The 26192-nt window shown below is 62.8% G+C and carries 27 protein-coding genes; 12 read left to right on the top strand and 15 right to left on the bottom strand.

Features of this window, described 5'->3' with window-relative positions; all coding sequences use genetic code 11:
- Nucleotides 1–171: 171 nt before the first annotated feature.
- Nucleotides 172–375, top strand: coding sequence for a DUF3126 family protein (locus X727_RS159335; protein ID WP_006200852.1), 204 nt, complete (start codon nucleotides 172–174; stop codon nucleotides 373–375).
- 255 nt (nucleotides 376–630) lie between these two features.
- Here the strand turns inward: X727_RS159335 and X727_RS159340 are convergent, their stop codons facing one another.
- Nucleotides 631–1356 (bottom strand): hypothetical protein, encoded by a 726-nt coding sequence (locus X727_RS159340; RefSeq protein WP_023667505.1) that lies wholly within the window; start codon nucleotides 1354–1356, stop codon nucleotides 631–633.
- A 110-nt stretch (nucleotides 1357–1466) separates the two neighbouring features.
- On the opposite strand from X727_RS159340, the gene X727_RS159345 reads away from it, so the two are divergent.
- Nucleotides 1467–1835 carry a hypothetical protein gene (locus X727_RS159345; RefSeq protein WP_023667504.1) on the top strand — a complete coding sequence of 123 codons (369 nt, stop codon included), beginning with the start codon at nucleotides 1467–1469 and terminating at the stop codon, nucleotides 1833–1835.
- A gap of 85 nt (nucleotides 1836–1920) precedes the next feature.
- Complete coding sequence (locus tag X727_RS159350; RefSeq protein WP_023715799.1) at nucleotides 1921–2448, top strand: gamma carbonic anhydrase family protein; 528 nt, start codon at nucleotides 1921–1923, stop codon at nucleotides 2446–2448.
- A 243-nt stretch (nucleotides 2449–2691) separates the two neighbouring features.
- Here the strand turns inward: X727_RS159350 and X727_RS159355 are convergent, their stop codons facing one another.
- The 3 genes from X727_RS159355 to X727_RS159365 all read right to left on the bottom strand — a co-directional run bounded on the left by X727_RS159355 (nucleotide 2692) and on the right by X727_RS159365 (nucleotide 4970).
- Nucleotides 2692–3300: a transglutaminase-like cysteine peptidase gene (locus X727_RS159355; protein ID WP_023695381.1), complete on the bottom strand. Its 609-nt coding sequence runs from the start codon at nucleotides 3298–3300 to the stop codon at nucleotides 2692–2694.
- Between the two features lie 289 nt (nucleotides 3301–3589).
- Nucleotides 3590–4207, bottom strand: coding sequence for a PilZ domain-containing protein (locus X727_RS159360; RefSeq protein ID WP_023667501.1), 618 nt, complete (start codon nucleotides 4205–4207; stop codon nucleotides 3590–3592).
- A 124-nt stretch (nucleotides 4208–4331) separates the two neighbouring features.
- Nucleotides 4332–4970 carry a PAS domain-containing protein gene (locus tag X727_RS159365; RefSeq protein WP_023833720.1) on the bottom strand — a complete coding sequence of 213 codons (639 nt, stop codon included), beginning with the start codon at nucleotides 4968–4970 and terminating at the stop codon, nucleotides 4332–4334.
- A gap of 400 nt (nucleotides 4971–5370) precedes the next feature.
- Here X727_RS159365 and X727_RS159370 point away from each other — a divergent pair, with 400 nt between their 5' ends.
- From X727_RS159370 to X727_RS159385, 4 genes are all read left to right on the top strand, one after another.
- Nucleotides 5371–6138, top strand: a complete 768-nt coding sequence (locus X727_RS159370) for a rhomboid family intramembrane serine protease (RefSeq protein WP_023667499.1) — start codon at nucleotides 5371–5373, stop codon at nucleotides 6136–6138.
- Between the two features lie 138 nt (nucleotides 6139–6276).
- Nucleotides 6277–6708, top strand: coding sequence for a CBS domain-containing protein (locus X727_RS159375; protein ID WP_023667498.1), 432 nt, complete (start codon nucleotides 6277–6279; stop codon nucleotides 6706–6708).
- Between the two features lie 202 nt (nucleotides 6709–6910).
- Entirely contained in the window at nucleotides 6911–8410 is a 1500-nt protein-coding gene (gene gatB, locus X727_RS159380) for an Asp-tRNA(Asn)/Glu-tRNA(Gln) amidotransferase subunit GatB (RefSeq protein ID WP_023688375.1), read from the top strand.
- A gap of 4 nt (nucleotides 8411–8414) precedes the next feature.
- Nucleotides 8415–8903: a GNAT family N-acetyltransferase gene (locus X727_RS159385; protein ID WP_023710580.1), complete on the top strand. Its 489-nt coding sequence runs from the start codon at nucleotides 8415–8417 to the stop codon at nucleotides 8901–8903.
- A gap of 16 nt (nucleotides 8904–8919) precedes the next feature.
- On the opposite strand, the gene X727_RS0133380 is transcribed toward X727_RS159385, so the two are convergent.
- The 4 genes from X727_RS0133380 to panB form a co-directional block, all read right to left on the bottom strand.
- The gene (locus X727_RS0133380) at nucleotides 8920–10365 is read right to left on the bottom strand and encodes a glycosyltransferase family 39 protein (RefSeq protein WP_155923526.1); all 1446 of its coding nucleotides are present in this window, start codon (nucleotides 10363–10365) and stop codon (nucleotides 8920–8922) included.
- 137 nt (nucleotides 10366–10502) lie between these two features.
- The gene (locus X727_RS159390; protein ID WP_023738939.1) at nucleotides 10503–11663 is read right to left on the bottom strand and encodes a PAS domain-containing protein; all 1161 of its coding nucleotides are present in this window, start codon (nucleotides 11661–11663) and stop codon (nucleotides 10503–10505) included.
- Nucleotides 11664–11887: 224 nt separating this feature from the next.
- Nucleotides 11888–12745, bottom strand: coding sequence for a pantoate--beta-alanine ligase (gene panC / locus X727_RS159395; protein WP_023738938.1), 858 nt, complete (start codon nucleotides 12743–12745; stop codon nucleotides 11888–11890).
- Between the two features lie 11 nt (nucleotides 12746–12756).
- Entirely contained in the window at nucleotides 12757–13587 is an 831-nt protein-coding gene (gene panB / locus X727_RS159400; protein WP_023744843.1) for a 3-methyl-2-oxobutanoate hydroxymethyltransferase, read from the bottom strand.
- Nucleotides 13588–13916: 329 nt separating this feature from the next.
- Between panB and X727_RS159405 the strand changes: the two genes are divergently transcribed.
- From X727_RS159405 to X727_RS159415, 3 genes are all read left to right on the top strand, one after another.
- Nucleotides 13917–14315: an NADH:ubiquinone oxidoreductase subunit NDUFA12 gene (locus X727_RS159405; protein WP_023710575.1), complete on the top strand. Its 399-nt coding sequence runs from the start codon at nucleotides 13917–13919 to the stop codon at nucleotides 14313–14315.
- A gap of 115 nt (nucleotides 14316–14430) precedes the next feature.
- A complete protein-coding gene (locus X727_RS159410; RefSeq protein WP_023681499.1) occupies nucleotides 14431–14982 on the top strand; it encodes a DUF2155 domain-containing protein in 552 nt (183 codons plus the stop codon).
- A gap of 75 nt (nucleotides 14983–15057) precedes the next feature.
- A complete protein-coding gene (locus X727_RS159415; RefSeq protein ID WP_023667489.1) occupies nucleotides 15058–15441 on the top strand; it encodes a hypothetical protein in 384 nt (127 codons plus the stop codon).
- A 42-nt stretch (nucleotides 15442–15483) separates the two neighbouring features.
- Here the strand turns inward: X727_RS159415 and aat are convergent, their stop codons facing one another.
- The 6 genes from aat to X727_RS159445 form a co-directional block, all read right to left on the bottom strand.
- Complete coding sequence (gene aat / locus X727_RS159420) at nucleotides 15484–16101, bottom strand: leucyl/phenylalanyl-tRNA--protein transferase (protein WP_023681498.1); 618 nt, start codon at nucleotides 16099–16101, stop codon at nucleotides 15484–15486.
- 27 nt (nucleotides 16102–16128) lie between these two features.
- Complete coding sequence (gene accC / locus X727_RS159425) at nucleotides 16129–17472, bottom strand: acetyl-CoA carboxylase biotin carboxylase subunit (protein WP_023681497.1); 1344 nt, start codon at nucleotides 17470–17472, stop codon at nucleotides 16129–16131.
- Nucleotides 17473–17482: 10 nt separating this feature from the next.
- The gene (gene accB, locus X727_RS159430; RefSeq protein ID WP_023681496.1) at nucleotides 17483–17947 is read right to left on the bottom strand and encodes an acetyl-CoA carboxylase biotin carboxyl carrier protein; all 465 of its coding nucleotides are present in this window, start codon (nucleotides 17945–17947) and stop codon (nucleotides 17483–17485) included.
- A gap of 26 nt (nucleotides 17948–17973) precedes the next feature.
- Nucleotides 17974–18408, bottom strand: a complete 435-nt coding sequence (aroQ, locus tag X727_RS159435) for a type II 3-dehydroquinate dehydratase (protein ID WP_023667485.1) — start codon at nucleotides 18406–18408, stop codon at nucleotides 17974–17976.
- Between the two features lie 147 nt (nucleotides 18409–18555).
- Nucleotides 18556–19359, bottom strand: a complete 804-nt coding sequence (locus X727_RS159440; protein ID WP_023667484.1) for a DsbA family protein — start codon at nucleotides 19357–19359, stop codon at nucleotides 18556–18558.
- Nucleotides 19360–19417: 58 nt separating this feature from the next.
- Complete coding sequence (locus X727_RS159445; protein ID WP_023691221.1) at nucleotides 19418–20830, bottom strand: M48 family metalloprotease; 1413 nt, start codon at nucleotides 20828–20830, stop codon at nucleotides 19418–19420.
- A gap of 152 nt (nucleotides 20831–20982) precedes the next feature.
- On the opposite strand from X727_RS159445, the gene X727_RS159450 reads away from it, so the two are divergent.
- Complete coding sequence (locus tag X727_RS159450) at nucleotides 20983–22155, top strand: aminotransferase class I/II-fold pyridoxal phosphate-dependent enzyme (RefSeq protein ID WP_023725769.1); 1173 nt, start codon at nucleotides 20983–20985, stop codon at nucleotides 22153–22155.
- A complete protein-coding gene (locus X727_RS159455) occupies nucleotides 22142–23071 on the top strand; it encodes a glutaminase (protein WP_023691223.1) in 930 nt (309 codons plus the stop codon). Before X727_RS159450 ends, X727_RS159455 begins: the two co-directional genes overlap by 14 nt.
- A 104-nt stretch (nucleotides 23072–23175) precedes the next feature.
- Here the strand turns inward: X727_RS159455 and X727_RS159460 are convergent, their stop codons facing one another.
- A complete protein-coding gene (locus X727_RS159460; protein ID WP_023691224.1) occupies nucleotides 23176–26094 on the bottom strand; it encodes a ribonuclease E/G in 2919 nt (972 codons plus the stop codon).
- Nucleotides 26095–26192: the final 98 nt, after the last annotated feature.

Here is a 26192-nt window from a genome sequence, read left to right as displayed (position 1 = left end):
TTCGGACGACATCATGCTCTACCTCCTTGATTTAGAGGCGGATTTGGATTCGACCTGAAATCATCCGGCCCCAGGGTTCGCGTTCTATCCAGCCGGCTTGCCTTTACATCGCCATTGTCGACGTGCCAGAAGCGCGTTCCAACGAGCAAGCCCGACGATCGGAGAAGACTTTTGAAGCCGGACGAAATCAGAAAGCTGGACGCCTATTTCAAGCGCGTCTTCCAGAATCCCAAACTCGAGGTGAAGGCGCGGCCGCGCAAGGAAGATTCGGCCGAGGTCTATGTCGGCGACGAGTTCCTCGGCATCGTCTTCAAGGACGAGGACGACGGCGACTATAATTTCTCGATGGCGATCCTCGACATCGATCTGGCCTGAGCCCAGAGGGCTACGGACTTCGGCGATTGGCGGCAGCCACCTGCGCCATCGTCATCCCGGGGAGAAGCAGCCGCACAGCGGCGTCGCTGAGACCCTGGGATACATTCCGGGCCTCGGCTCAGGAATGTGGCGGTCCAGAACTGCCTCTGCTGCTTCCCAACAGTAATTCTGCACCGCTTCGCTGCCTTAAGGGCATGGAACGGATCCTCGGGTCCGCGCGGCTTCGCGCCCGTGTATGACAAAAGCAGAGGGCCGCTACCGTGCGGTCTTTAAGACGCGCGTGGCCTCGGCGACGATAGCGGCGTCAAGCGCCGGCCAGTTGCCCAGCAACTCCCGGGGAAAGCGGTAGGTCAGGCTGAGGCTGTCGCCGACCTGGATGTCGCGCTCGCAGGGCGCCAGCGATTCCTCAGCGCTCGGTCCGCTCAGGCAGCGGGCGACGAACGGGTCCTTGCCGGCCCGGCCGGCGACCGCGAGCACCTCGTTGAGATAGCCTGATTTTTCCGTAAAACCGTAAATCGTCGTGCCGCCGGGGCCGGGCGCGCCGGGCTGGCTGATGAGCGCGCTATAGATCGGCGCGAAACGGCCGCTCATGTCGCGCGACATCATCTGCGGTTCAAACGACAGGAAGATGATGTTTTTGGCGGCCCCCGTGTGGTTGAAATCGTCGCGGGCGGCTTCGCTGTAGCCGTCCATCTGGGGATAGCGCAGATAGAGGTCGAGGCGCGAAGCGATGCCGTCGCGCCGCGCCTGCAGGAAGCGGATGGCGTTGGCCGGCACGGCAATGACATTGTTGCCGATCACTACCCTGTGGACCGTGGTGTCGTCGGTGTAGCCGGCCATGGCGATCGAGCGGCCGAACCATTTTCCGCCAAGGCTGATCGCCAGCGACAGCAGCGCCAATGCGGCAAAAGCATAGAACACCCGCTTCATCAGCACGGAATCGACGACGTTGAACTCTTCTGCGGTCGCTGCCTGCTTCATCGCAATCCCCATAGTCGCCGCCCTCTGTCCCTGGGCGGCACACATGCCGCGGCATGGCTCTTGCTGCGCTGGACGCGACTGTGCGATTTCATGGTAAACGGAAGGTAAAGATGAGCCTGCTACTGCCCGTTCTCTTCGCTTTCGCCGTCGGCCTCACCGCCTGCGGGCTTACTGGGTCCGTGATGGAACTGGCGGCGGGCCGCCGGCTTGCCTTTGCCGAGCCTTATGTGTCGCCGGCGTACATCCTGCGCTCGCTGGCCGCGACCGCTTGCGCCGGGCCGTTCATGCTCGCCAACGATGCGCTCGATGCGCGGCGCGAGGGCCGCATTTCGACGCTGATGCTGATGTCCTGCGGCTGCACGGTGATCGCCTGGGCGCTGACGCTGGGCATCGTGCTGATCGCCATTGCCTCCTGGGGCATTGGCTCTCCTGGTGCGCTTCAGCTTTTGGTGGAATCGCTGGCGCGGTATTTGCCTTGAGGCAATTGCTGGGGGAAACCGCTACGCGGTTTTCCTAGGATTGTTCTAGGGTTTGTCCCGGCCTGCGACGAATCGGAGACTGCAAATGCCGACCTATGCAATCGACGGAAAAGCGCCCCGTTTCGAGGATCCCGACAGCAACTGGATCGCGCCGGACGCGACGTTGATCGGCGACATCAGCGTCGGTCGCAATGCCGGCTTCTGGTTTGGCGTGGTCATCCGCGGCGACAACGAGGCGATCGTCATCGGCGCCGACAGCAATGTCCAGGAACATACGGTGATGCACACCGATCCCGGTTTTCCCCTGACGATCGGGCCGGGCTGCACGATCGGCCACCGCGCCTTGCTGCATGGCTGCACGATCGGCGACAACAGCCTGATCGGCATGGGCGCCATAGTGCTCAACGGCGCCAGGATCGGCAAGAACTCGCTGGTCGGCGCCGGCGCACTGGTCACCGAGGGCAAGGAGTTCCCCAACAATTGCCTGATCGTCGGCTCGCCCGCGCGGGTGATCAGGACGCTGGACGATGCCGCGGTTGCCAGGCTGCGCGTCTCGGCCGCGCACTATGTCGCCAATGGCAAGCGCTTCAAGGCCGGGCTGAAGAAGGCCTGAACTCTATTAATGTTTGACGTTCATCTTTTCCGAACGGCAGGTCAGCGCAGCAAAAATCGTTTCTCGCTTTCGCTGACGCGGTCCTTCGGCTCGGGATCATGGTCTGAAATGGTGGAGCCGGCCCGGGGACGGGGCCGGCTCCTTAAAACCCGGTCGTTGGGGACGGGGAGGGTGGGGACTCGACCGGGCTTTCTCGTTAGGCACGTCGCATTATTCGATGTGCTTGACCTCTGTGATGGCGTTTTAGCGGACGCTGGCAACCGCGTCGGCGCGGCCGTCGTTGATCGTCACCCACACGCCGGAATTCTGGTCGGACTGGCGCTTCAGGTAGGTGTAGTCGGTGTCGGTCCAGGACAGCACCTTGGACTCCAGATTGTCGAGGATGAACTCGCCGAGGCTGGTGCGCACGGTCAGCACCGCATGGCCGTCGCCATTTTGTTGGCGCGCTACGGTCATCAAGAGATTGCCGGCGGGAACGCCAAGCGCCATCAATTCGCGGCGCTTCTCCAGCGCATAGTCCTCGCAGTCGCCGAAGCCGCTGTCGGGATAGGACCAGACCTCTTCCTTGCCCCACATTTCCATATCGGTGCGCGGCACGATCCGGGTGTTGACAGAATTGTTGACGTCGACGATCGCCGCCCACAGCTTGCGCGTCAGTTCGACGGGCGCCTGCTTCGGCGTGCGCTGAGCGCATTCCTGCGGCAGCTTCTGGCAGAATTCGTAGTGACCGACCGGCTGTGTCGTGCGGCCGCCAGTGTGCATGTAGGCCGGTCCTGCTGCTTGCGCCGTTCCCCAAGCGGAAAGCTGCATCGCCATTGCCAAGAGCAACAGCTTGCCCCACGTCTTTGCCATTCGTCAGTCTCCCCGTTTGAGGAGACAATGACAGCGTTGGATTTATTTGACGCAAAAACCCGAAGTAGACATTGAGTAAAACCTCAATAGAATACGCGTAAAATTTGATCTATTTGAGTATAAAATCGTTCAGGGTCTCGGCGTAAAACCGCGGTGTCGGGGCGCGGATTTCCGGGTGGAGCCGTGGATTTGCTGCGTGCCGCTACAAGCTGGAGAGGCAGGCGGAACGCCGGCAACAAAAAACCGGCCGCGCAGGGCCGGTTCGTTTTTGCTGCTTGTTGCCGATCGTTCAGGCGCGCGGGGCGTTGAACTCGGAATCGAGCGTTTCCGGGCGTTGGATGACGGCGAATTCGATGGCAACGCCATCCTCGAAATGACGCACCACCTGGCCACGCATGGTGCCCAGCATGACCTGGATGCCGAGCGCCGGCTTGACGTCGATCTCGACCGCCGCGCCCGACAGCGACAGGTCGATGATGCGGCACTGATACTGGCGCCCGTCGGTGAGCTGCAGGACGCTTGTCGGGTTGCGCGGCGCCACGCGTTCGTGGCGACGGTCTTCCGGCAGGTCGAGTTCATGCTTGTTGGCGAGCCAGGTCAACTGCGCGGCAAGCTTGTCCTTCTTGCGATCCGAGGCAATGACGGTCATGGCGAAGCCGTCCTGCGAGGTGCGCGTCACCACGCCCTCGATGCGGCCGATATGATCGATATAGGCAATGATTTTTTCGCCCGGCATGCCGACGCGCTCGGTGCGCAACGCGACATTGCCCGGTGACATATCGACGACCTGGCAAGGGTGTTCGGTGCGGTCCTCCAGCATGAAGCGCCCGTAGATCTTGACCCGGACGCGCTGAAAGTTACGCCTTTCGGCGCGGGACGGTGCGTATTCGACCGCCGCTGACCTCATGACTGCCTACACCCCGTTGGCATTCCCGCGTCGTGCGTGGAATCTCGGCCAAAACTACAGCCAAGCAGGTTAACAAAGGAGAAAAGTGGGTCGCCGATAGTTAAGATTAGCGCCGGCTTGGAGACTATTGCTCGCGCCCGCCGTCGAACACGACGAGGTGGCGGATACGGCGCGACCGACCGAGCGCCGAGATGGTCTCCGCCGCTTCGAGTTCGGTGGGAGCCAGCGAAGGAACGGATATTTCCGGACGGTTTTTCAGGAACATCGGTTCCTTGTCGGGAGCGATGACGCGGATGGCGTCGATCAGCGCGTCGGTGATCGGGTCGGCGCCCAGCCAGAACGGCTTTTCCACGGCGCTGATGACGCCGAGGCAGCGCGGGTTCTCGACGCCGCCGTCGAGCGGCAGCGCAAGCAGTTCGAAGTGGTTGGACCGGCCGCTGCGGCTGAACCCCTCATAAGTGATCAGCACCACGGATTTCTGCTCGAAAACGCCGTGAATGAGGCGCGACACCAGCCGCTGGTCCTTCTCGCGCCATAGCGAGGGGAACGAAAAACCCTTGAGTTCGCGGCCGTAGCCGGCGCAAAGCCTGGTGCCGGCAAGCCGGAACACCGCTTCGCCGCGCGTATCCCTTTCCAGGATGAAGGTGTCGGCCAAAAGCGCCTTGATATCGGCCGGTTCGACTTCCGAACGCTTTGGGGCAGGACGTCCATGACGCAGGCGATTCCAATAATGGAACAGCGCGATTGATCCGTTCTGGTTCATGCTATGAAACTCCGCGCATTCTGCCGTCTGATGGTCCCATCGGTGAACAGAAAGGGCGCCCTCCGATGACCTACATGCGTTCCGGAGCAGGATGCGTGCCAGCGTCGTTAAGACTTGTTCACGGGTCGGGGACGTTAAGGTTAACAAACGGTTTACGTTGCGCGCACAGGCTCGCCATGGCACACCAAAACCACTCCAGAAGCGGTCGTTTCGCGACGACCAACAGCACTTCGGTCAATAGTTTTAGGGGAGCAGGGGGCTCGACCAGCCGTTCAAGGGAAACCTTGGACGGCTTCTTTTTGATTCGCGGTTTGTGATTCGCGCTTTGTGATTCGTAGTTTGTGATTTGTCCGGGCATGGCCTAGATGCTCGCGACACGCAAATCCCTGGATCAGAGCATATGAGCGAACCGGCCGGCCCCCTGGAGACCGAACAGACCGCGGAGGCGCCGCCGCCGCGCCGCGAGCCGGTGTTCAACCTGCCACCGGTGGTGCTGGCGGTGATCGGCATCTGCGTCGCCGTCTTCCTGCTGCAGCAATATGTGCTGACCGAAGAGCAGCAGATAACATTGCTCACCGATGGCGCCTTCATTCCGGTCCTCTACACCGGCCAATACGGTTTCGACTGGTTCCTCTTCACCCGTCCTTTCACCTATGCCTTCATGCATGGCGGCGTTGCTCACATTGCCATCAACATGGTTGCGCTGGCCGCCTTCGGGTCGCCGCTGGCCAACCGTCTCGGCTGGTTCTGGTTCGCCTTGTTTTTCGCCGCCACCGGGCTGGCCGCGGTGGTGCTGTTCTGGGCGGTCCATCCATATGGCGAAGCACCGCTGGTCGGCGCTTCCGGGGCGATATCGGGCATGATGGGTGCGGCGGCTCGCTTCGGGTTCCGTACCGACCGCTCCTCCGGCAGGGCGGCCTTTGCCGGTCCCGTGCTGCCGATCGCAATGGTTTTGCGCATGCGCGGCGTCGTCAATTTTCTCGGCGCCTGGATGGTCATCAATCTCGCCACCGGCCTTTACGGTCTCGGGCTCGGAGAACCCGGCCAGATCGCCTGGGAAGCGCACATTGGCGGCCTCGTCGCAGGCTTCTTCGGATTGCGCTGGTTCGACCGGCGCTGGCGGGCGCCTGAATGGGAGATCCCCGACGACCAGCGCACCCCCGACTAGCGCACTCTATTGGCGCACCCCACTGGCACACCCCACTGGCACACTTGAAAAGCAACCGATCACGGCGCACGATGTTCACTCTTATGTGAAGCCGGTCAGGGCGGGAGCTGGCTAGCCAAGCAGGAGGAGGAGGACGCCATGACGGTTAAGGCAATTCTCGAGAGAAAAGGCCATGACGTGTTCACGCTCGGGCCGAATGTAAAGCTCAGCGAAGCCATTCGAATCCTGGCCGACCACAAGATCGGTGCACTGGTCATCACCAATGGCGATCGCAAGATCGTCGGCATCCTTTCCGAGCGTGACATCGTGCGGGTCGTTGCCAGGGAAGGCGCTGCCGCACTTGATATAACGGTACGCTCGGCGATGACGCCGAAAGTGAAGATCTGCAACGAGAACCACACGGTCAACGAGGTGATGGAGATCATGACCAAAGGCCGTTTCCGCCATCTGCCGGTGGAAAAGGATGGGCTGCTCGACGGGATCGTGTCGATCGGCGACGTGGTCAAGCGCCGCATCGAGGATGTCGAGCGCGAGGCCGACGAAATCAGGGCCTATATCGCAACGGCCTGACCTGACGAAGAAACCGCCGACCGAATACCGGCCGGCGGCGTTCATTCTATCGGTTGCCGAGCGGCCGAAAGGGGCTGAAAAGGCCAGCCCACTGCTCTGCGCTGCTTTGGGCGCTTGTCTCGCGAAGCGGTTTGCACTAGCGAAGACCGATACCCAAATTCGCGAAAATCGCAGTTTTCGCGAGCCAAAAGCGCAGGCCACCATGACCCTTATCGATACCCGCACGCCCGATGCCAAACGTTTTATTCCCGGCGCTACCGGCGATTGGGAGATCATCATCGGCCTCGAGGTCCATGCGCAGGTGACCTCGGAAGCAAAGCTGTTTTCCGGGGCGTCGACGACTTTCGGCGCGGCGCCCAACGCCAATGTCAGCCTGGTCGACGCGGCCATGCCCGGCATGCTGCCGGTCATCAATGAGGAATGCGTCAAGCAGGCGATCCGCACCGGCCTCGGATTGAAGGCGCAGATCAACCACAAGTCGGTTTTCGACCGGAAAAACTATTTCTATCCCGACCTTCCGCAGGGCTACCAGATATCGCAGTTCAAGCAGCCGATCGTTGGCGAAGGCACGATCGTCATTTCGGTCGGTCCCGACCGGCAGGGCGAGTTCGAGGACATCGAGATCGGCATCGAGCGCCTGCACCTGGAGCAGGACGCCGGCAAGTCGATGCACGATCAGCATCCCACCATGTCCTATGTCGATCTCAACCGCTCCGGCGTGGCGCTGATGGAGATTGTCTCCAAGCCCGACATGCGCTCCGCCGACGAGGCCAAGGCGTATGTCACCAAGCTGCGCACCATCGTGCGCTATCTCGGCACTTGCGACGGCAACATGGACGAAGGCTCGATGCGCGCCGACGTCAACGTCTCCGTTCGCAAGCCCGGCGGCGAATTCGGTACGCGCTGTGAGATCAAGAACGTCAACTCGATCCGCTTCATCGGCCAGGCCATCGAGTTCGAGGCGCGCCGCCAGATCGCCATCCTCGAGGATGGCGGCAAGATCGATCAGGAAACCAGGCTGTTCGACGCCGTCAAAGGCGAGACGCGCTCGATGCGCAGCAAGGAAGAGGCGCATGACTACCGCTACTTCCCCGATCCCGACCTTTTGCCGCTGGAATTCGATCAGGCCTATGTCGACGCGCTGGCCAAGGAGTTGCCGGAACTGCCCGACGACAAGAAGGCGCGCCTGATCTCTTCACTTGGCCTGTCGACCTACGACGCCTCGATCCTGGTGTCGGAAAAGCCGATCGCCGACTATTTCGAGCAGGTGGCCTCGGGCCGCGACGGCAAGCTTGCCGCCAACTGGGTCATCAATGACCTGCTCGGCCAGCTTAACAAGGCCGGCAAGGGCATTGAAAATGCTCCTGTAACACCGGAGCAGCTCGGTGCCGTGATCGACCTGATCAAGGAAGGCACCATCTCCGGCAAGATCGCCAAGGATCTGTTCGAGATCGTCTGGAACGAGGGCGGCGATCCGCGCCAGTTGGTCGAAAGCCGCGGCATGAAGCAGGTCACCGACACCGGCGCCATCGAGAAAGCGGTCGACGAGGTGATCGCCGCCAACCCCGACAAGGTCGAGCAGGCTCGCGCCAAGCCGACCATGGCCGGCTGGTTCGTCGGCCAGGTGATGAAAGCCACCGGCGGCAAGGCCAACCCGCAGGCGGTCAACGATCTGGTCAAGGCCAAGCTCGGTATCGAATAGAACAATGTTCGTCCGCACCGCCAGCGAACGTGACCTTGCCGCTGTCCGCGCGCTGCTGGTCGAAACCTGGCACGCAACCTACGACGCGATCTATGGCGCCCAGCGGGTGATCGAAATTACCGACGACTGGCATTCGATCGCCTCGCTCAAGGCGCGGCTGACAAGGCCGAACTCGGAATTCCTGGTCGCCGATGACGGCAAGCGTATCGGCGGCATGGCTTTTGCCGCCGCAACGACGGATGCGAAGATCGTGCTGCTGAACCAGCTCTATGTACTGCCGGCCTGCCAGCGGCAAGGCATCGGCCAGGCCTTGCTGGACGAGGTCGAAGCCAGCTTTCCCGAGGCGAACAGGTTGCGCGTCGAGGTGGAAGAGGCCAACGTGCCGGCCATCGCCTTCTACCGTTCGAAGGGATTTTTGCCGGTCGGCAGCACCGCCGATTGCGGCGGCGGTTCGGGGTTGCCGGCGCTGATCTTCGAGAAACCGCTGGGATAGGCGCCCGACGAAACGCTCAGTGCTGTCCTTTCAGCACGACCAGATAGCCGCGTTCCACCGGCTGCCGGAAGGCGATCTGTTCGGATGTGCCCGGATCTTTCGATTGCTTTTCGATGACGTAGCCGCCGGGGTGAGACTTGAGCCATTCCTCAGGCTTGTCGGCGTTCTCGAATGGCTTCTCTATTCGCCCAAGGAAACCGACCTCGCCCTGATAGTCGTAAGCGACGGCCCAGTCGGCGTCCTTTCGTTCGTCGATGAAGCTCGCCAGCTGCGTGAGATCGTAGCGTTTGAACACGGTCGCCGAGGCGGCGGCGTGGCCGATGGCGAAAAGGGCAAGCATGACAAAGGCCGTCGCCCTCAGCCTGGCGACTGAAATCTCGGCCATGAAATAGCCCAGCAGAATGGTCGCGAACGGTAGTGCCGGCACGACATAGTGCGGCTGCTTGCCGGATATGGCGCTGAAGACCAGCAGCACCGCAATGAACGAGAACGACAGCAGGCGCAGGGCACGCAGATCCGGGGATTTGGTGTCGATCAGGCTGCGTATCCGGGCAACCGGCCTCAGCCGCCACACCGGGGGGATAAAGGCCCAGGGCACGAACATGAGCGGCAACAGCATCAGGTAAAAGTAAAACGGCCGGCCATGCGAATTGTGCAGGCTTCCGGTAACCCGACCTGCCGACTGGTTCCAGACGAGATCGTAGACGAAACTGCCCTTGGTCAGGATGGTCGCGGGCGCCAGCCATATAGCGACCGGGACAAGGGCGGCGAGAATTGCCAGGCCGGCTCCGGCAAAGAACTGCAAAGGGGCAAGGCCGGCTCGCCGGTCACGCCAGAGGGGATAGAGCAGGACGGGCGCGCCGATGTGAATGAGCACGACCGGGCCTTTGGCCAGCACGCCGAGCCCGATGAAGAGACCCGCCAGCACCGCCTGCCAGCGGTTGCCGGTCCTGGCGAAGCCCAGCAACGCCAGCAGTGCGGCGACCACACAGGCCGTCAAAAGCATGTCGAACAGGATCAGGGTCGAATAGATGACAAAGACGGTGCTGCCGGCCACCAGCCAGGGGATGCGACTGGCGATTTCCGGGCGCTCGGGAAACAGGGTTTTGGCCAGAAGTGTCGTCAGCCAGATGACCAGCGACGAGGCAGCGAAGATGACGAGCATCGCCGCCGCGCGGCTCACACCGAAGATGTTCCAGACGAGATCGATGAGCCAGAACAACAGCGGCGGCTTCTGCAGATAGGGCGCAAAGTTCATCGTCGGTACGAAGACATGTCCACCGAGATACATCTCCCAGGCGACGCTGAGATAACGCGTCTCGTCGACCGGCAGTAGCGGACGGAAAGCGAGCGCGATGCAAAGCAGGGCCAGCAGGAAGAGGTAAGGCAGCAGCCGTTCAATTCGTGTCGGTATCAAGTTCGGGACCGCCCAGGAAATGGTTTTCCACGTCCGGTCGTGCACGATGCACCGTCTCCGGACCGGAGCAGAACCGCACCATGATTTTGGCCGAATTGCAACGATGCCGGCTTGGTATTGTGGATTACGCCTGCGTACCGGCAAATAGTTGAAAAATTTGATGATTGGCTCCGAGTATGGCTTCAGGCCGAGCGCAGCGGCGGCGTCAATTCGCGCATCAGGAGTTCCAGCTCTCGCTGGTCGCCGGTGGCGGTCTTGTCGAAGATGGTTGCCAGCTGTGATTTGACGGTGCCGTCCGAGACGCCGCTGGCAGCCGCGATTTCACGCCGTGTCAGCCCGGCGGCGACATGGCCGGCGACACGCTTTTCCGCTGCGGTCAGTCCGAACAGCGCAGCGATCGCTTCCAGCGCCGGCACTGATGCGGCGCCGGCGGCGGCAATGAAGATGGCCGCGGCGGCGCGCGGCGACATGCGGGCCGAAATGTCGCGTCGCGCCAGAGGCATGACATGCGCCACCGCCGGAGACATGGCCTTCACCAGCGGAATGTTGATGCCGGACGGTCCGAGCGCGAATTCGTCGCGCGTGCCGAGCTGGACGGCGCGGCCGATGGCGGTGTTGGCGTTGGCATAAGCGAAGGACAGCTGGCCGCGCACCGAGGACACTGAGGCGGTTTCGGTGAGCAGGGCTTCGGCTGCCGGATTGGCGAAAATGATCTGCATATCGTCGGCGACGATCAGCACTGGATGGTCGAGGCTCTCAAGGATCGAGCGAAAGATGTCGGCCTTGCGCCGCTCGGCCTCGAACAGGTCGCCGATGGTCACCGCACGCCGGACATGGGGGGCGAGCCTGGACATCAGGTCGATATCCCTGGCTGAAATCTGGGGCCTGTCCTTGTCGGTAACCACCATCAGCGTGCCGGTGCGCGCCGGCTGCTTCATCAGCGCTACCCAGAAGAAATCGTCGAGACGGTTGGGTTCCACCCACTCGCGCACGATGCGGCTTTCGAGCCAGTTCTGGCGGGCGTCAGGGCCTTGCAGGGCGTAGACGCTGTCGACGGTCAACGGTATGTCGACTTCCATCTTCGGCACCGCCTTGAAAAAGGGCACCTCGCAGGCGTAGTCGCGCTGCAGCGGCTCAAGCAGAACCGGATCGCCGCAGGAAGTCGAAAACCGGGCCGAGTTTCTCGCCGTATCGACGACCGCCAGCATGGCAAGCCGGCCGAGCGCCAATTTGCAGATTGATTCAAGCGTCGATGGCCAACGGCCGACATCGACAATCGAATCGTAGATTGCCTCGACGATCTGCGGCAGGGCGCGACCGACTATGTTGGCCTGGACAGACACGTAGAGCCTCGTAAGGATTGCAGCGTAGTGGCAGGTCACACATTGTCTCTGCCTGGGGTCGCACACAACATAGCCGGCTTGGTTACGTCTGTGAAACGTCTCACAGCGGCGTTCGGTGTATCGTGAGCGCTTACGGGCTGGCCAGAACGTACCTGATGAGCCGTTGTCTAAGAGCGCTCGGGCCGCTCTGCGATACAAATCAAAGTGAACGGAATTGGAATTTTTCAGGGAATAAATGAGTAAACTTCCACATTGTCGATCAACCTGGTTCTGCCAAGCCACGCCGCGGCAAGCAGGCGGCCATCGCCGTCACGCCGCCACGAGGTGAGCGTCAGGCTCTCGCGCGCGGCGACATAGTCGACGCTGTCGAAGCCTGCCTCGAGAAGCGCGGCAGTGGCTTTACCGGTCACGCCGTTTTCATCGGCACCGGCCGCGAGCGCTGCCGCCGTCTGGCGCAAGATGACATTGAGCTGTCGCGCGACGTCGAGCTCGGCGGCGTCGAGATAGGCGTTGCGCGACGACATTGCCAGGCCATGCGCATCGCGCACGGTTGGCGCGCCGACGATTTCCACCGGAAGGTCAAGATCGCGGCAGAGCTTTCGGACGACGCAAAGCTGCTGGTAGTCTTTTTCGCCGAAGATGGCGTAGTCGGGCAGGGCTTGCAGAAAGAGCTTGGCCACGACCGTGGCGACGCCCTCGAAGAAGGTCGGCCTGAAATCCGATTCCAGGCCAGAAGACGGGCCGCCGACCGAAATCTTCGTCGCAAAGCCTGCCGGATACATTTCGGAAACCGTAGGCGTGAAGGCAAGCTGTGCGCCGGCCTCGGTCAGCCGGTCGAGATCGCGGGCCAGCTGCCGCGGATACTTGTCGAGATCTTCAGTGGGGGCGAACTGGGCCGGGTTGACGAAGATGGAGACGACGCAGCGATCGGCCGTTGCGAGCGCAGCCCCGACCAGCGAGATATGGCCGTCATGCAAAGCGCCCATGGTCGGCACCATGGCGACGCTCAGGCCTTCGCGCCGCCATTCGCGGATCTGCGCGCGAAGGCCGGGCACGGTGTCGACGACGAGCGGCTGGCGGATGGGGGGCCGGTTCATGCCTTGTCCTTGTCGCTCGCGGCTGAAAAGACGTGGCCCGGCCCGGGGAAGGTGCGGCTGCGCACCTCCGCCGCATAACGCGCCGCGGCATCGGCGACAGCGCTGCGCAAATCGGCGTATTCCTTGACGAATTTCGGCACCCGGTCGACCGTCAGGCCGACCATGTCGTCGATGACCAGGATCTGGCCGTCGCAATCGCGGCTGGCGCCGATGCCGATGGTAGGAATGGTAATGTGCCGGGTGAGGTCGGCGGCAACGGTCTCGACCGTGCCTTCGATGACCAGCGAAAACGCGCCGGCCTTTGCGACCGCGTCGGCGTCGCGCATGAGCGCGGCCACATTCTCCGGCGTGCGGCCCTTGATCTTGTAGCCACCGTCCTTTTCCACCGATTGCGGCTGCAAGCCGATATGGCCCATCACTGGAATGCCGGCCGTGACGATTGCGGCGATCTGGAGGGCGACTTCGACGCCGCCTTCCAGCTTCACCGCCTCGCAGCCGGTTTCCTCAGAGATGCGGCGCGCCGAGGCAAGGGCTTGCGCGGCCGAAGTCTCGTAGCTGCCGGCCGGCATGTCGACCACCACGCAGGCCTTTGACGAACCGCGCATCACGGCCTGGCCATGGGCGATCATCATCTCCAGCGAGGCGCCGAGCGTGGTCTTGTGGCCATACAGCACCATGGCAACGCTGTCGCCGACCAGGAGAAGGTCGACATGATCGTCGAGCAGGCGGGCGACGGGATAGGTGTAAGCGGTAAGGCATACGACCGGCACGCCGCCCTTGCGGGCGCGTATTGTCTCCGCACTGATCCTGGCGACAGCTAAGGCCATTCCTCACCTCCCGCAGCCGGCGTTGACTACAGCGCCGCGCGTCCCGTGGACGCGCAAAGGACGCTGTAGCACTTTGGTTTGCGCATGATCCTTTCCGAAAATCGATTTCGATTTTCGGGGTCATGCGGCAGCGCCGGGCGGGCGATGAGAGCTTTAGGAAGACGCAGCCGGCTTGGCAAGCGTCGGTTCGCAGGTGCGAAATGGATCGGCCAATGACCGAGCGTTTCGGCATGCCGTCAGTGCCGCAGGCGCCGCAAAACCCTTGCCTTCGCCAAGGCCTGACGCCATAAGCAGGGAACAGCCACCGCCGCGCGCCCGCGAGGATCTGAATGAAAACTTTCCTTCTGCAGTTTTTCACCTGGTGGAACCGCCAGACGCTGGGAACCCGTTTTCACACCTGGCGCCACGGCAACAAGGTCGGCCAGGATGGGGCCGGCAATGTCTACTACGAAGGCGGCGTCGATTCGGAAGGCCGCACCCGCCGCTGGATCATCTACGCCAATTATTCGGAGGCGTCGGCGATCCCTCCGGGCTGGCACGGCTGGATGCATCACCGCGTCGATGTGGCGCCGCCAAGCGACGACTATCGGCCGCGCGAATGGGAAAAGGCGCATGAGCCGAACCTCACGGGAACACCGGCGGCTTATCGCCCGAAGGGTTCCGTGCTCACCAATCAGCACCGTCCGCAGGTGACGGGCGACTACGATGCGTGGACGCCTGGTTCTTGACCGCCGGCCGGTCCTTTGTCGCCACAATTGGCGTTTAGCTGCTTGCTGATATGACAACGGCGAATAGCCTTGGGCGTGACAGAATCACCCGGGCCCAAACCACCGGTATCTCCGCATGAACATTTTCAGCCTGACATCGATGGCCGGACTGGCGGCAATTGGCGCTGTCGCCATGTTCCCGACAGCGTTTGCCGCGGCGCAGGCGCCTGCGGCAGCACCCGCAATCTCCGATCGCATCACCAATCCGGTCGCCGAATTTGCCGGCATCGACAAGATCACCGGCCGTATCATCACCTTCGATGTCTACATCGACGAAACCGTGCAGTTCGGCGCTTTGCAGGTGACGCCGCGCATCTGCTATTCGCGGCCGGAGAATGAAGAGCCGAAGACCGATTCCTTCGTCGAAGTCGACGAAATCACGCTCGACCGCAAGATCCGCCGCATCTTCACCGGCTGGATGTTCGCCGAGAGCCCCGGCCTAAACGCCGTCGAGCACGCCGTCTATGACGTCTGGCTAAAGGGCTGCAAGCAGAAGTCGGATGTGCCGCCGCCCGACGCGGCCAATGCCGAGACGCCCAAGGTCGACACGTCCAAGCCAAAGCCCGCCGCTGCTCCGGCCGCCGAACAGCCGGACCCTACGGAACCTGACGCGACCAACACCAACTGATCCTCCGGAACCGTGGTGGCAACTATGCGTTGGGCCATGGACGATGACGCATTTATGCGCTTGGAGGATATTCTGATGTCGGACAGCAAACGGATCACGGCCAGCAAAGACGACCTGCTCGAACTCGAAAAGGGGTTCTGGACGGGCGACGAAGCTTACTACGCCGCCAATGTCGACACAGAATGCCTGGTAGCATTTCCTGAGATGGCACAGGCAATGGACAATGCCGATCTGGCCAAGACCGCGACCAAGCCGAACCGCTGGCGCGACCTTCAGATCGACCTCAAGGGTATCATCGAGCCCGGCAGCGACATTATCATGCTGACCTATGAGGCTCATGCGACACGAGAAAACGGCGAGCCCTACGCCGCGTTGGTTAGCACCGGCTATGTTCATCGTGTCAACGGCTGGAAGATGATGTTCCATTCGCAGACGCCGATGGAAACCGCGAAGGGCTGACCCCTTTCACCGGTCGAGCCGGCTCGGCCGCTCGGTCTCCGGTCAGGGATAAAAAACGGCTTCGCCCTTCAGCGCGTCGGCCAACATCTTCTCGTATTTGACGCGCGGCACGTCGACCGCGCCGAAGCGTTTGAGATGCTCAGTGGTGAATTGCGTGTCGAGCAGGGCAAAGCCGCGCGCCTTCAGCCGCTCGACCAGATGATACAGGCAGGTCTTGGACGCGTCGGTTTCCCGGGCGAACATGCTTTCGCCGAAGAACACGCGACCGAGCGAGACGCCATAGAGGCCGCCGACCAGCCGTTCCTCGCGCCATGCCTCGACCGAATGGCAGTGCCCCAGACGGTGCAGTTCGATATAGGCTTCGCGGATCGGCGCGTTGATCCAGGTCGAGCGGCGCTCCTCGCGCTTTTCGGCGCAGCCGTCGATCGTCGCCTCGAAATCGAAATCGAAGCGGATGTCGAACGGGTGCTTGCGAATTGTCTTCCGCAAGCTCTTCGGCGTGTGGAAGCCATCGAGCGGTATGATGCCGCGCGTCTCCGGCCGCACCCAGAACACTTCCGGGTCGGAAGCGCTCTCGGCCATCGGGAAGACGCCCGAGGCATAGGCCTTGAGCAACAGGTCGGTCGGAATGCGATAGCCGGGAGCGTAAGGACGGGTCATCGCGGCATCATAGCGGCAAGTCGGGCGCTATTCCTCTTTGGCCAGATACTTTTCCAGCCAGTGGATGTCGTAGTCGCCATTGGCGATATCGGCATTGCCGACCAGGTCGCGAAACAGCGGCAGCGTCGTCTTGATGCCGTCGACGACGAACTCGTCGAGCGCCCGGCGCAGCCGCATCATGCATTCGACGCGGTTGCGGCCGTGCACGATCAGCTTGCCGATCAGGCTGTCATAATAGGGCGGGATCTTGTAGCCGGAATAGACACCGGAATCGACGCGGATGCCGAGACCGCCAGGCGTATGGAAATGCGTAATCGTGCCGGGCGAAGGCGTGAAGGTGCGCGGGTCCTCGGCATTAATGCGGCATTCTATGGCGTGGCCGTTGAACTTGATGTCCTCCTGGCGCACCGAAAGCCCGCCGCCGGAGGCGACGCGGATCTGTTCGTGGACGAGATCGATGCCGGTGATCGCCTCCGTTACCGGATGCTCGACCTGCAGCCGCGTGTTCATCTCGATGAAGTAGAACTCGCCATTCTCGTACAGGAATTCGATGGTGCCTGCGCCGGAGTAGCCGAGGTCGGCGATGGCCTTGGCACAGATATTGCCGATGCGGGCGCGCTCCTCGGCGTTGAGGGCCGGCGAGGGCGCCTCTTCCCAGACTTTCTGGTGGCGGCGTTGCAGCGAACAGTCGCGCTCGCCGAAATGCACGCCGCGGCCGGCGCCGTCGCCGAATACCTGCACCTCGATGTGGCGCGGCTTTTCCAGGTATTTCTCGATGTAGACGGCATCGTCGCCGAAGGCCGCGCCGGCCTCCGTGCTGGCTGTCTGCAAGGCGATCTCGAGATCGGCTTCGGTAAGGGCGACCTTCATACCGCGCCCGCCACCGCCTGCCGAAGCCTTGATGATCACGGGATAGCCGATCTCGGCGGCAATGCGCCTGGCTTCCTTCTGGTCGGTGACGGCGCCGTCGGAGCCCGGCACAACCGGAATGCCGAGCCGCTTTGCCGTGCGCTTGGCCTCGATCTTGTCGCCCATGATGCGGATATGGTCGCCCGACGGACCGATGAAGGTGATGTTGTGGGCGGCGAGAATGTCGGCGAACTTGGCGTTTTCCGACAGGAAGCCATAGCCCGGATGCACGGCATCGGCGCCTGTGATCTCGCAGGCTGCGACGATCTGGTGGATGTTGAGATAGCTGTCGCGCGACGGCGGCGGACCGATGCACACGCTTTCGTCGGCGAGCCTGACATGCATGGCGTCAGCGTCGGCGGTCGAATGCACGACCACGGTCTGGATGCCGAGTTCCTTGCAGGCGCGCAGCACCCGAAGCGCGATTTCGCCGCGGTTGGCGATGAGGATCTTCTGGAACATCCGGCCCGCTCTACTCGATCACGACGAGCGGCATGCCGTACTCGACCGGCTGGCCGTCCTCGAACAGGATCGCCGTCACCGTGCCGGCGCGCGGCGAAGGGATCTGGTTCATCGTCTTCATCGCTTCGATGATCAGCAGCGTCTGGCCTTCCTTGACCTTCTGGCCGACTTCGATGAAGGCCTTGGCGTCGGGCGAGGGCGCGAGATAGGCGGTGCCGACCATCGGCGAGGGGACCGCGTTCTTGGACGGGTCGGCCACTGCTGGTGCGGCAGCCGCGCCCGCCGCGGGCTGCTGCGCTGCCGGAGCATAACCGGCCTGCGGGGCGGCGATGGCGTGGACGGCCGGCGCCTGGCGCGACACGCGCACCTTCAGGTCGCCGAGCTCGACTTCGATCTCGGTGAGATTGGTGTCGTTCAGTATGCCCGCGAGATCGCGGATCAGTTGCTGGTCAACACCGGTCTTCTTTATCGACATTTTCGAGCCTTCTGTTTGTGGGCCGGTCATAGGCGTGCCGCCAGCGCCTGCAGCGCCAGCGAGTAGCCAAGCGGCCCGAACCCGCAGATCATGCCGACAGCGACCGGCGCGACCATGGAGACGTGGCGGAATGGTTCCCGCGCGTGGATGTTGGAGAGGTGAACTTCGGCGACGGGCAGCGGCGCGACAGCGCGGATGGCGTCGTGAATGGCAATCGAGGTGTGGCTGTAGGCACCCGGATTGATGACGATGCCGGCTGCCTTGTCGCCGGCTTCCTGGATCCAGTCGACGAGGTCGCCCTCATGGTTCGACTGGCGAAAATCAATCTCGAGGCCAAGGGCGGCGCCCGCCTGCTTACAGTCGTCGGCGATCGCGGCAAGCGTCTTGCCGCCATAGATGCCCGGCTCGCGCTTGCCGAGCGCGTTCAGGTTGGGGCCGTTCAGGACGAAAATCGTTTTCAAAAATGCCGACCTTTTCCGACGCCGGCCTCAAGCCGGCGCGCAGGGCCTTCTATAATGGGCATAGCCGCCCGCGGAAAGAGCACAAGTGCGATCTTTCACTGTCCACAACAGGCGGAAATGTGCCCGTGAGAAGGCTCGCGTGCAAGATCAGAGCGCGGCTTTCGCCGCCTCGATCTTTTCGGCCAGCACTTCCTGGCCGAGCGCGCCGAACACCACTTCATTGCCGACGACATAGGACGGCGTTCCGGTGATGGCCAGCTTGTTGGCGAGGTCGAAGGTCTTGGAGAAGGCCTCGGTGATGGTCGGGTCCTTCATCTTCTCGCGCAATTTCGCCTCATCGGCGCCTAGCGACAGCGCAACCTTGATGGCCGCCGCCTCGGTGGCGCGGCCCTGGCCGCCGAGCAGGGCGTTGTGGAACTCGCCGTATTTCTCCGGATGCATCAGGTGGAAAGCCATCGAGACGACGCTGGCCTTTTGCGAATCCGGCCCGAGGATCGGGAATTCCTTGAGCACGAAGCGCAGCTCCGGATCGGCCTTTGTCAGAGCCTGCATGTCGTCGATGGCGCGTTTGCAGAAGCCGCAATTGTAGTCGTAGAATTCGACGATGGTGACCTTGCCCTTCGGATTGCCGACGACGCCGTCGAAGGTCGAGTTGAAAATCTCGGACTTGGCCTTCTCGATGACGCCGAGGCTGGCTATGCGCTGCTCTTCCTTCTGCTTGGCCTCGAGCGCCTCCTGCACTTCGAGCAGCACTTCGGGGTTCTTCAGGAGATAGTCGCGGATAATGCCCTCGACCTCAGTGCGATCGATCTTGGTGTCGGCAGAGGCGGTCTGCACGGTCTGCGCCGTGCCGGCCTTGGCCACCTGCGGACTGCCGGCGACGAACCCGAAAGCGAGCATGGCAAGAGCAGCCGCCACTCCCGTCGTGCCGAGCAATATTGCCTTGTTCATCGTCTCATCCTCTTTACCGGTTCCGGTCTATCCTAGTCGCCGCGGGCGACCGGAAGGTTCATTTCTTGAGTTTGCCTGAAGGGTTGTAGTTTATGATGTCCTGCGCCCGAATCCAGCCGGGCTCGCCGCGCTTCAAGTCTTTTTGCGCGCGCATGGCGAAAATTTTCGCATTCGTGTAATCGCCGGAATAAAAGTGGCCCTCGGCGGTGGCGAGTTCCGCCGCCGGAATGTTGCCAAGCTCGCCATAGGCCTGGGCGAGATAGCGGTATCCGACCGTGTTTTCCTTGTCGCGCCCGAGACCGTTGTTGATCTGCACCACCGCCTTCTTCAGCGAGTCGGGCGTGCCGATGGCCATCAGCGCCTGGCCGAGGGAAACGGGCAACAGGCCCGACCTCACCGGATCGAGGCTGACCGCCTTGGCATAGGCGTCCGCGGCGTCCTTGGGCTTGTTGGCCTTCATCAGTATGTCGCCGCGCATTTCCTGGAAGTAGGGGTTCTTCGGCTGTTCCTTGATCAATGCATTGGCCTTGGTCAGTGCTGCACCCAGATTGCCGTAGAGATAGGCCATCTGCGCTTCGCCATAGCGCGAGGCGAGGCTGCCCGGGGCCTTGCGGATCAGCCGCGTGGCGGCGGCCTGGCCGCCCATATAGGCGGCGATCTTGATGCGCATCATGTCGTGCCGCTGCTGCAGTGCCGGCGGATCGACCTTGTCGACGTTAGGGCTCTGCTTGACCAGCACTTCGAGATTGGCGATGCGCTCCTGCGGCATCGGGTGGCTGATGCGGTAGGGATCGACCTGCGTGCCGGAAAGCGACAGCGCGCTCTGGAAGCGGGCGAAGGTCTTCAGCATGCCCATGCCGGACTGGCCGGTGGCATTGAGATAGGTGATGGCAGAGCGGTCGGCGGTCGACTCTTCGGTGCGCTGGTAGGCAAGAATGCTGCGCTGCGCCATCTCGCCGCCGCCCGCAGCCACGCCCATGCCGGCGCCGGCAAGGCCGCGGCTGTTGGTGGTGGCGCCGGCAACGATGGCGCCGGCGCCAAGCAGCGTGGCGATGATGGCCATGGTCTTGGCGCGCTCGAGCTGGTCGCGCAATTTCTGCTGATGGCCGCCGGCGATGTGGCCGGCCTCGTGGGCGATGACGCCGATGATCTCGTTGGGCGTTTCGGCCTGCATCAGCGCGCCGGTGTTGATGAACAGCCGGCGCCCGGTAACGAAGGCGTTGAAGCTCTGATCGTTGACCAGAACGATATCGACACCGTCATTGGCAAGACCGGCCGCCTTGAAGATCGGCCGCGCATAGTCGCGCACCAGCGCCTCGATCTCGGCATCGCGCACGACCGGCACCGCCTGCGCGAAGGCCGTCACCGAGCCGGTGACAGCGACGGCGGCGGCAAGCAAAAGCGTCGCGAAGCCGCGCGCTGTCTTCCCGATGGAAGATTTGGACATCGTCGATTTGGGTCGGCTCAGCATGAGGTCCACTGGTAAACGAGCGGGCGAACGATGAAAAGTCACGGCACCGAAACTAGGCGAACTTGTGATCCTCACATCAATCGGGCATTTGTGCGGCGCTGCCGCCGGTTGATGGCTTTGAGCGGCGGGCCGGACGGAAAGATTGAGGTCAAATGGTAGTTTCGCTGTCGCGCCGCGGTGAAGTCGAGCCGTTTCACGCCATGGACATTCTGGCCGAAGCCAACCGGCTGAAGGCGACGGGCGTGCCTGTCGTGTCCATGGCCGTCGGCCAGCCATCCGATCCGGCGCCCGTGGGCGTGAGGGAAGCAGCCGCAAATGCGCTGAGGATCGGACGCATCGGCTATACCGACACGCTCGGTCTGGCGGATCTGCGTAAGGCGATCGCGACGCATTGTGGCGACCATTACGGGATCGATGTCGCGCCGAACCGGATCGCCGTGACCACGGGATCGTCGGCCGCCTTCAATCTGGCATTCCTGGCGATGTTCGATCCCGGCGACCGCGTCGCCATCGCAGCACCCGGCTATCCGGCCTACCGCAACATCATGGCCGCGCTCGGTATCCAGATCGTCGAGATCGAGCTCGGCAGCGACGCCTATCTTCATGCCGAACATTTGAAATCGGCGCACCGGGAAAAACCGCTGAAGGGCGTGTTGTTCGCCAGCCCGGCCAATCCGACAGGTGCGGTCATTCCCGTCGACGAGTTGTCGGCACTGGTGAGGACAGCCGAAGAACTCGGCATCGCGGTGATATCGGACGAAATTTATCACCGGCTGGCCTATGCCGCGCCCGACACCACGGCGCTGGCCCATGGCTCAGGCGTGACGGTGATCAATTCCTTCTCGAAATATTATTGCATGACCGGATGGCGCATCGGCTGGATGGTGCTGCCGGAAGCTCTGGTGAGGCCGATCGAGCGCATCGCCCAGAGCCTCTACATCTCGCCGCCGGAACTGTCGCAGATCGCGGCGATCGAAGCCTTCAAGGCGACGCAAGAGCTGGAAGCGGTAAAGGCGCGCTACGCCTGGAACCGCGAGCTGTTGATGCGGCGCCTGCCGGAACTCGGATTTCCCTTGGCGGCGCCGATGGACGGCGCCTTCTACGCTTTCTGCGATGTTACCCGGCATACCAATGACAGCATGGCCTTTGCGCGCAAGATGCTGGCCGGGGCGCATGTGGCGGCGACGCCCGGCCGCGATTTCGATCCACTTCAGGGCCACCGCACGATGCGCTTTTCCTATGCCGGCAGCCATGACGACATGGTCGAGGCGATGGCGCGCATCGAGCGCTGGCTGAAAAGCGGGGACGAGCATGCCGGATCTTGAACAAGCGCTGGCCGATGTCGCCGCCGAGATGGCCGAGCGCACCGATTGCGGTGACGTCGCCACCTACATTCCGCAGCTCGGCAAGGTCGATCCGAAGAAATTCGGCATTGCCGCCGTGACCAATGACGGCCGCGTGCTGGTCGCCGGCGACGCCGACCAGGCGTTTTCGATCCAGTCCATCTCCAAGGTGTTTACGCTTACGTTGGCGCTCGGCAATGTCGGCGACGCGCTGTGGCAGCGTGTCGGACGCGAGCCGTCGGGCAATCCGTTCAACTCGATCGTGCAACTCGAGCATGAGAACGGCATTCCGCGCAATCCGTTCATCAATGCCGGCGCCATCGTCGTGTCCGACATACTGCTTGCCGGCCACCAGCCGCGCGAGGCGATCGGCGAAATCCTGCGCTTCATCCAGTTCCTTGCCGATGACGAAACCATCATCATCGACCGCGAGGTCGCGGCTTCCGAACGCGCCACCGGCTATCGCAACTTCGCGCTTGCCAACTACATGAAATCCTTCGGCAATCTCAACCATGCACCGGAGCTGGCGCTGGGCGTGTACTTCCACCATTGCGCCATCGCAATGAGCTGCCGGCAATTGGCGCTGGCCGGCCGCTTCCTCGCCAATGGCGGCAGAAACCCGGCAACCGGGCACTCCGTGGTGTCTGCCGAGCGGGCGCGGCGCATCGGCGCCATGATGCTGACCTGCGGCCACTATGACGGTTCCGGCGATTTCGCCTTCCGTGTCGGCATTCCCGGCAAAAGCGGCGTCGGCGGTGGCATATTGGGGATCGTGCCGGGTGTTGCTTCGCTCGCCGTATGGTCGCCGGGCTTGAACGCCAACGGCAATTCCAAGCTGGGGTCGATCGCCTTGGAAAAACTGGCCAGGATGATGAACTGGTCGATTTTCGCCCCCTGACGCCTTCCGTCATTCGTGCATGCAAAAATCCCGCGCCGTGGNCGCGCCGTGGTTTGAACGGCGCGGGATTTTTGTCAGGAACCTATCTTAATCGGCTGAATAGCTTAGAAAAAGCCCTTCCGCTGCCACCAGCCGGCGCGCTTCGGCTTTTCCTCGGCCTTTGCCTCGTCGGCAACGCTGGAGGAAACCACCGGCACCGCGGAGGTATCCGCGGCCACGGCTTTGCGCCGTGACGGGCGAGCCTTGGCGGGCTCGTCGTCGACGGTCGTTTCCGTGGCGGCATCGGCCGCAGCGGGGGCGGCAGCTTCGACGGCAGCTTCCGGTGCAGCCTCGGCCGCCGTCTCATCGGCGACTTCCACCACAGCCTTCTTTGCCCTTGAAGCGCGCTTCTTCTTCGGCTTTTCGGCTGGAGCGTCGTCGTTCGCCGCGGCGGGAGCCGCCGCTTCTTCAACCGCTACGGCTGCTACGGGCTCGCTTGCGGCCGTTCCGACTTCAGCGGCCTCGGCCACCGAGGCGGTTTCGCCGGCTTCGGTCTCCGTGCCGTCTTCGCGACGATTGCGCTTGCCGCCGCGCTTGCCGCGACGGCGCTTCTTGCCCTGGGCGTCATCTGATGCTTCCACCGTTTCGACGGCGCCAACCTGGGCTTCGTCTTGCTGTGTTGCATCGTCATCGCCTGGTTCAGCGGCAAAGTCGTCGCTTGCCGCCGAAACCGAAGCACCTTCGGCGCCATGCTCGCGATCGCCATGTTCGCGTTCGCGATCCTTGCCGCCGCGCCGCCTGCGGCGCTTGCGACGCTTGCGGTCGCGGCCTTCGCCGTCCTCAGCCGATCTCGGCTGCTGCTGCTGCGATTGCGGCTGCGCCTGGCGCGGCTGCTCGGCCTGTACCACAACCTCGTCGTCTTCCTCCTCGATGACGATCTCGTCCTCGGGCTCTTCCGGCTCGACATAGGCCGGGAAGGTTCGCGCTTCGACAAAGCCTTCCGGCTTTTCGGCAATGGCGCCGCGGAAGATCGCGTAGTGCTGCACACCGACCGTATCATCGGCCTCGACGGTGATGGTCAGGCCAAAGCGGCTTTCGAGTTCCACCAGCGTGCCGCGCTTGTGGTTGAGCACATAGAGAGCGGTCGCCGCCGGGGTCCGCACCGTGATGTGGCTGCGCGAATCCTTGAGCAGGAATTCCTCGATCGCCCGCACCACCATCAGCGCCACCGACGAATCGGAGCGCACATGGCCAGTGCCGCCGCAATGAGGGCACGGCTTCATGGTTGATTCCAGCACGCTGGCGCGGATGCGCTGGCGCGACATCTCCATCAGGCCGAAATGCGAGATGCGGCCGACTTGGATGCGGGCTCGGTCGTTCTTGAGGTGATCCTTCAGCCGCTTCTCGACGGAGCGGTTGTTGCGGTTCTCCTCCATGTCGATGAAGTCGATGACGATCAGGCCGGCGAGATCGCGCAGCCTTAATTGCCTGGCGACTTCTTCCGCCGCTTCAAGGTTGGTGTGGAGAGCGGTGTCCTCGATCGAGTGCTCCTTGGTGGAGCGGCCCGAATTGACGTCGATGGCGACCAGCGCCTCGGTCTGGTTGATGATGATGTAGCCGCCGCTCTTCAGCGTCACCTGCGGCTGCAGCATGCGGTCGAGCTGCGCCTCGATCCCGTTGCGCACGAAGATCGGCGTCGTGTCGCGGAACGGCTGAACCACCTTGGCGTGGCTCGGCATCAGCATGCGCATGAAATCCTTGGCCTCGCGGTAGCCTTCCTCGCCGGAGACAAGAATCTCGTCAATATCCTTGTTGTAGAGGTCGCGCACCGAGCGCTTGATCAGGCTGCCTTCCTCATAGACGAGGGCAGGGGCGGTGGATTGCAGCGTCAGATTGCGGACGTTTTCCCAAAGCCGCATCAGATATTCGTAGTCGCGCTTGATTTCCGCCTTGGTGCGGCTTTCGCCGGCGGTGCGCAGGATGACGCCCATGCCCTGCGGCACTTCGAGATCGGCAACGACCTCCTTGAGGCGCTTGCGGTCGACCGCACTGGTGATCTTGCGCGAAATGCCGCCGCCGCGTGCGGTGTTGGGCATCAGCACGGAATAGCGGCCGGCAAGCGACAGATAGGTGGTGAGTGCAGCGCCCTTGTTGCCGCGCTCTTCCTTGACCACCTGCACCAGCAGGATCTGCCGGCGCTTGATGACTTCCTGAATCTTGTACTGGCGGCGCACCGGCTTGCGGCGGCTGCGCACCTCTTCCAGCGCATCCTCGGCGCCTACGGATTCGATCTCGTGGTCGTCCGGATGCGAGGACTGCACCTCTTCCAGCATGCCGCGATCATTGTCCTCGGAGGTGGCTTCGCCACTTGCCTCGCTGGACGACCTTTCGTCACCCGGCTCCGCCGCAGGGACAGCTTCGGAGATCACATCCGCTTCGACGCTTGCCGCGATCGATGTCGGGCCGCCTTCCGACGGTTCGGTCCCGGATGTCTCGGCGTCGGAGGCTTCGCTGTCGCCATGCCCGGCATGATCGTCATGCCCGGCGGTATTGGCCGCGGCATGCTCGGAAGCAGGCGCTTCGGAGACGGCATCGCTGCCGGCATCGCCATGTTCGCCGTTCTCATCATCGGCGCCGGCGTCGCGCTTGTGTTCGCCCCGCTCACGACCCTTGCCGCCGCGCCGGCGGCCGCGCCGGCCGCGATCGCGGCTCTGGCGGTCGTCGCCGTCATTGTCCTCGTTCTCCTCGTCCTCGGCTTCCTGCGCTTCAGCGCGCAGCAAAGCCTGACGATCGGCGACCGGGATCTGGTAATAGTCGGGGTGAATTTCACTGAAGGCGAGGAAACCGTGACGGTTGCCGCCATATTCGACAAAGGCTGCCTGAAGGGAAGGTTCGACGCGCGTTACGCGGGCGAGATAGATGTTTCCTTTGAGCTGCTTCTTGTCCTGGGATTCAAAGTCGAATTCTTCAATACGGTTACCGCGGATAACGACAACGCGTGTTTCCTCCGGGTGGGAGGCGTCTATCAGCATTTTGTTGGGCATTATTTCGTTTCCTCCCGGCAGCCGTCAGCCGCAGCTTGCGAGGCAAAGCCCGCTGCTGCGTGTCTGGGATGTGGGTGCCGGATGTCTGAATGTCCGCC

This window comes from Mesorhizobium sp. L103C105A0, from assembly GCF_000502215.1.
Taxonomy (GTDB): domain Bacteria; phylum Pseudomonadota; class Alphaproteobacteria; order Rhizobiales; family Rhizobiaceae; genus Mesorhizobium.
Note: the sequence above shows the minus strand (reverse complement) of the source record. Positions and strands in the feature narration are given on the sequence as shown.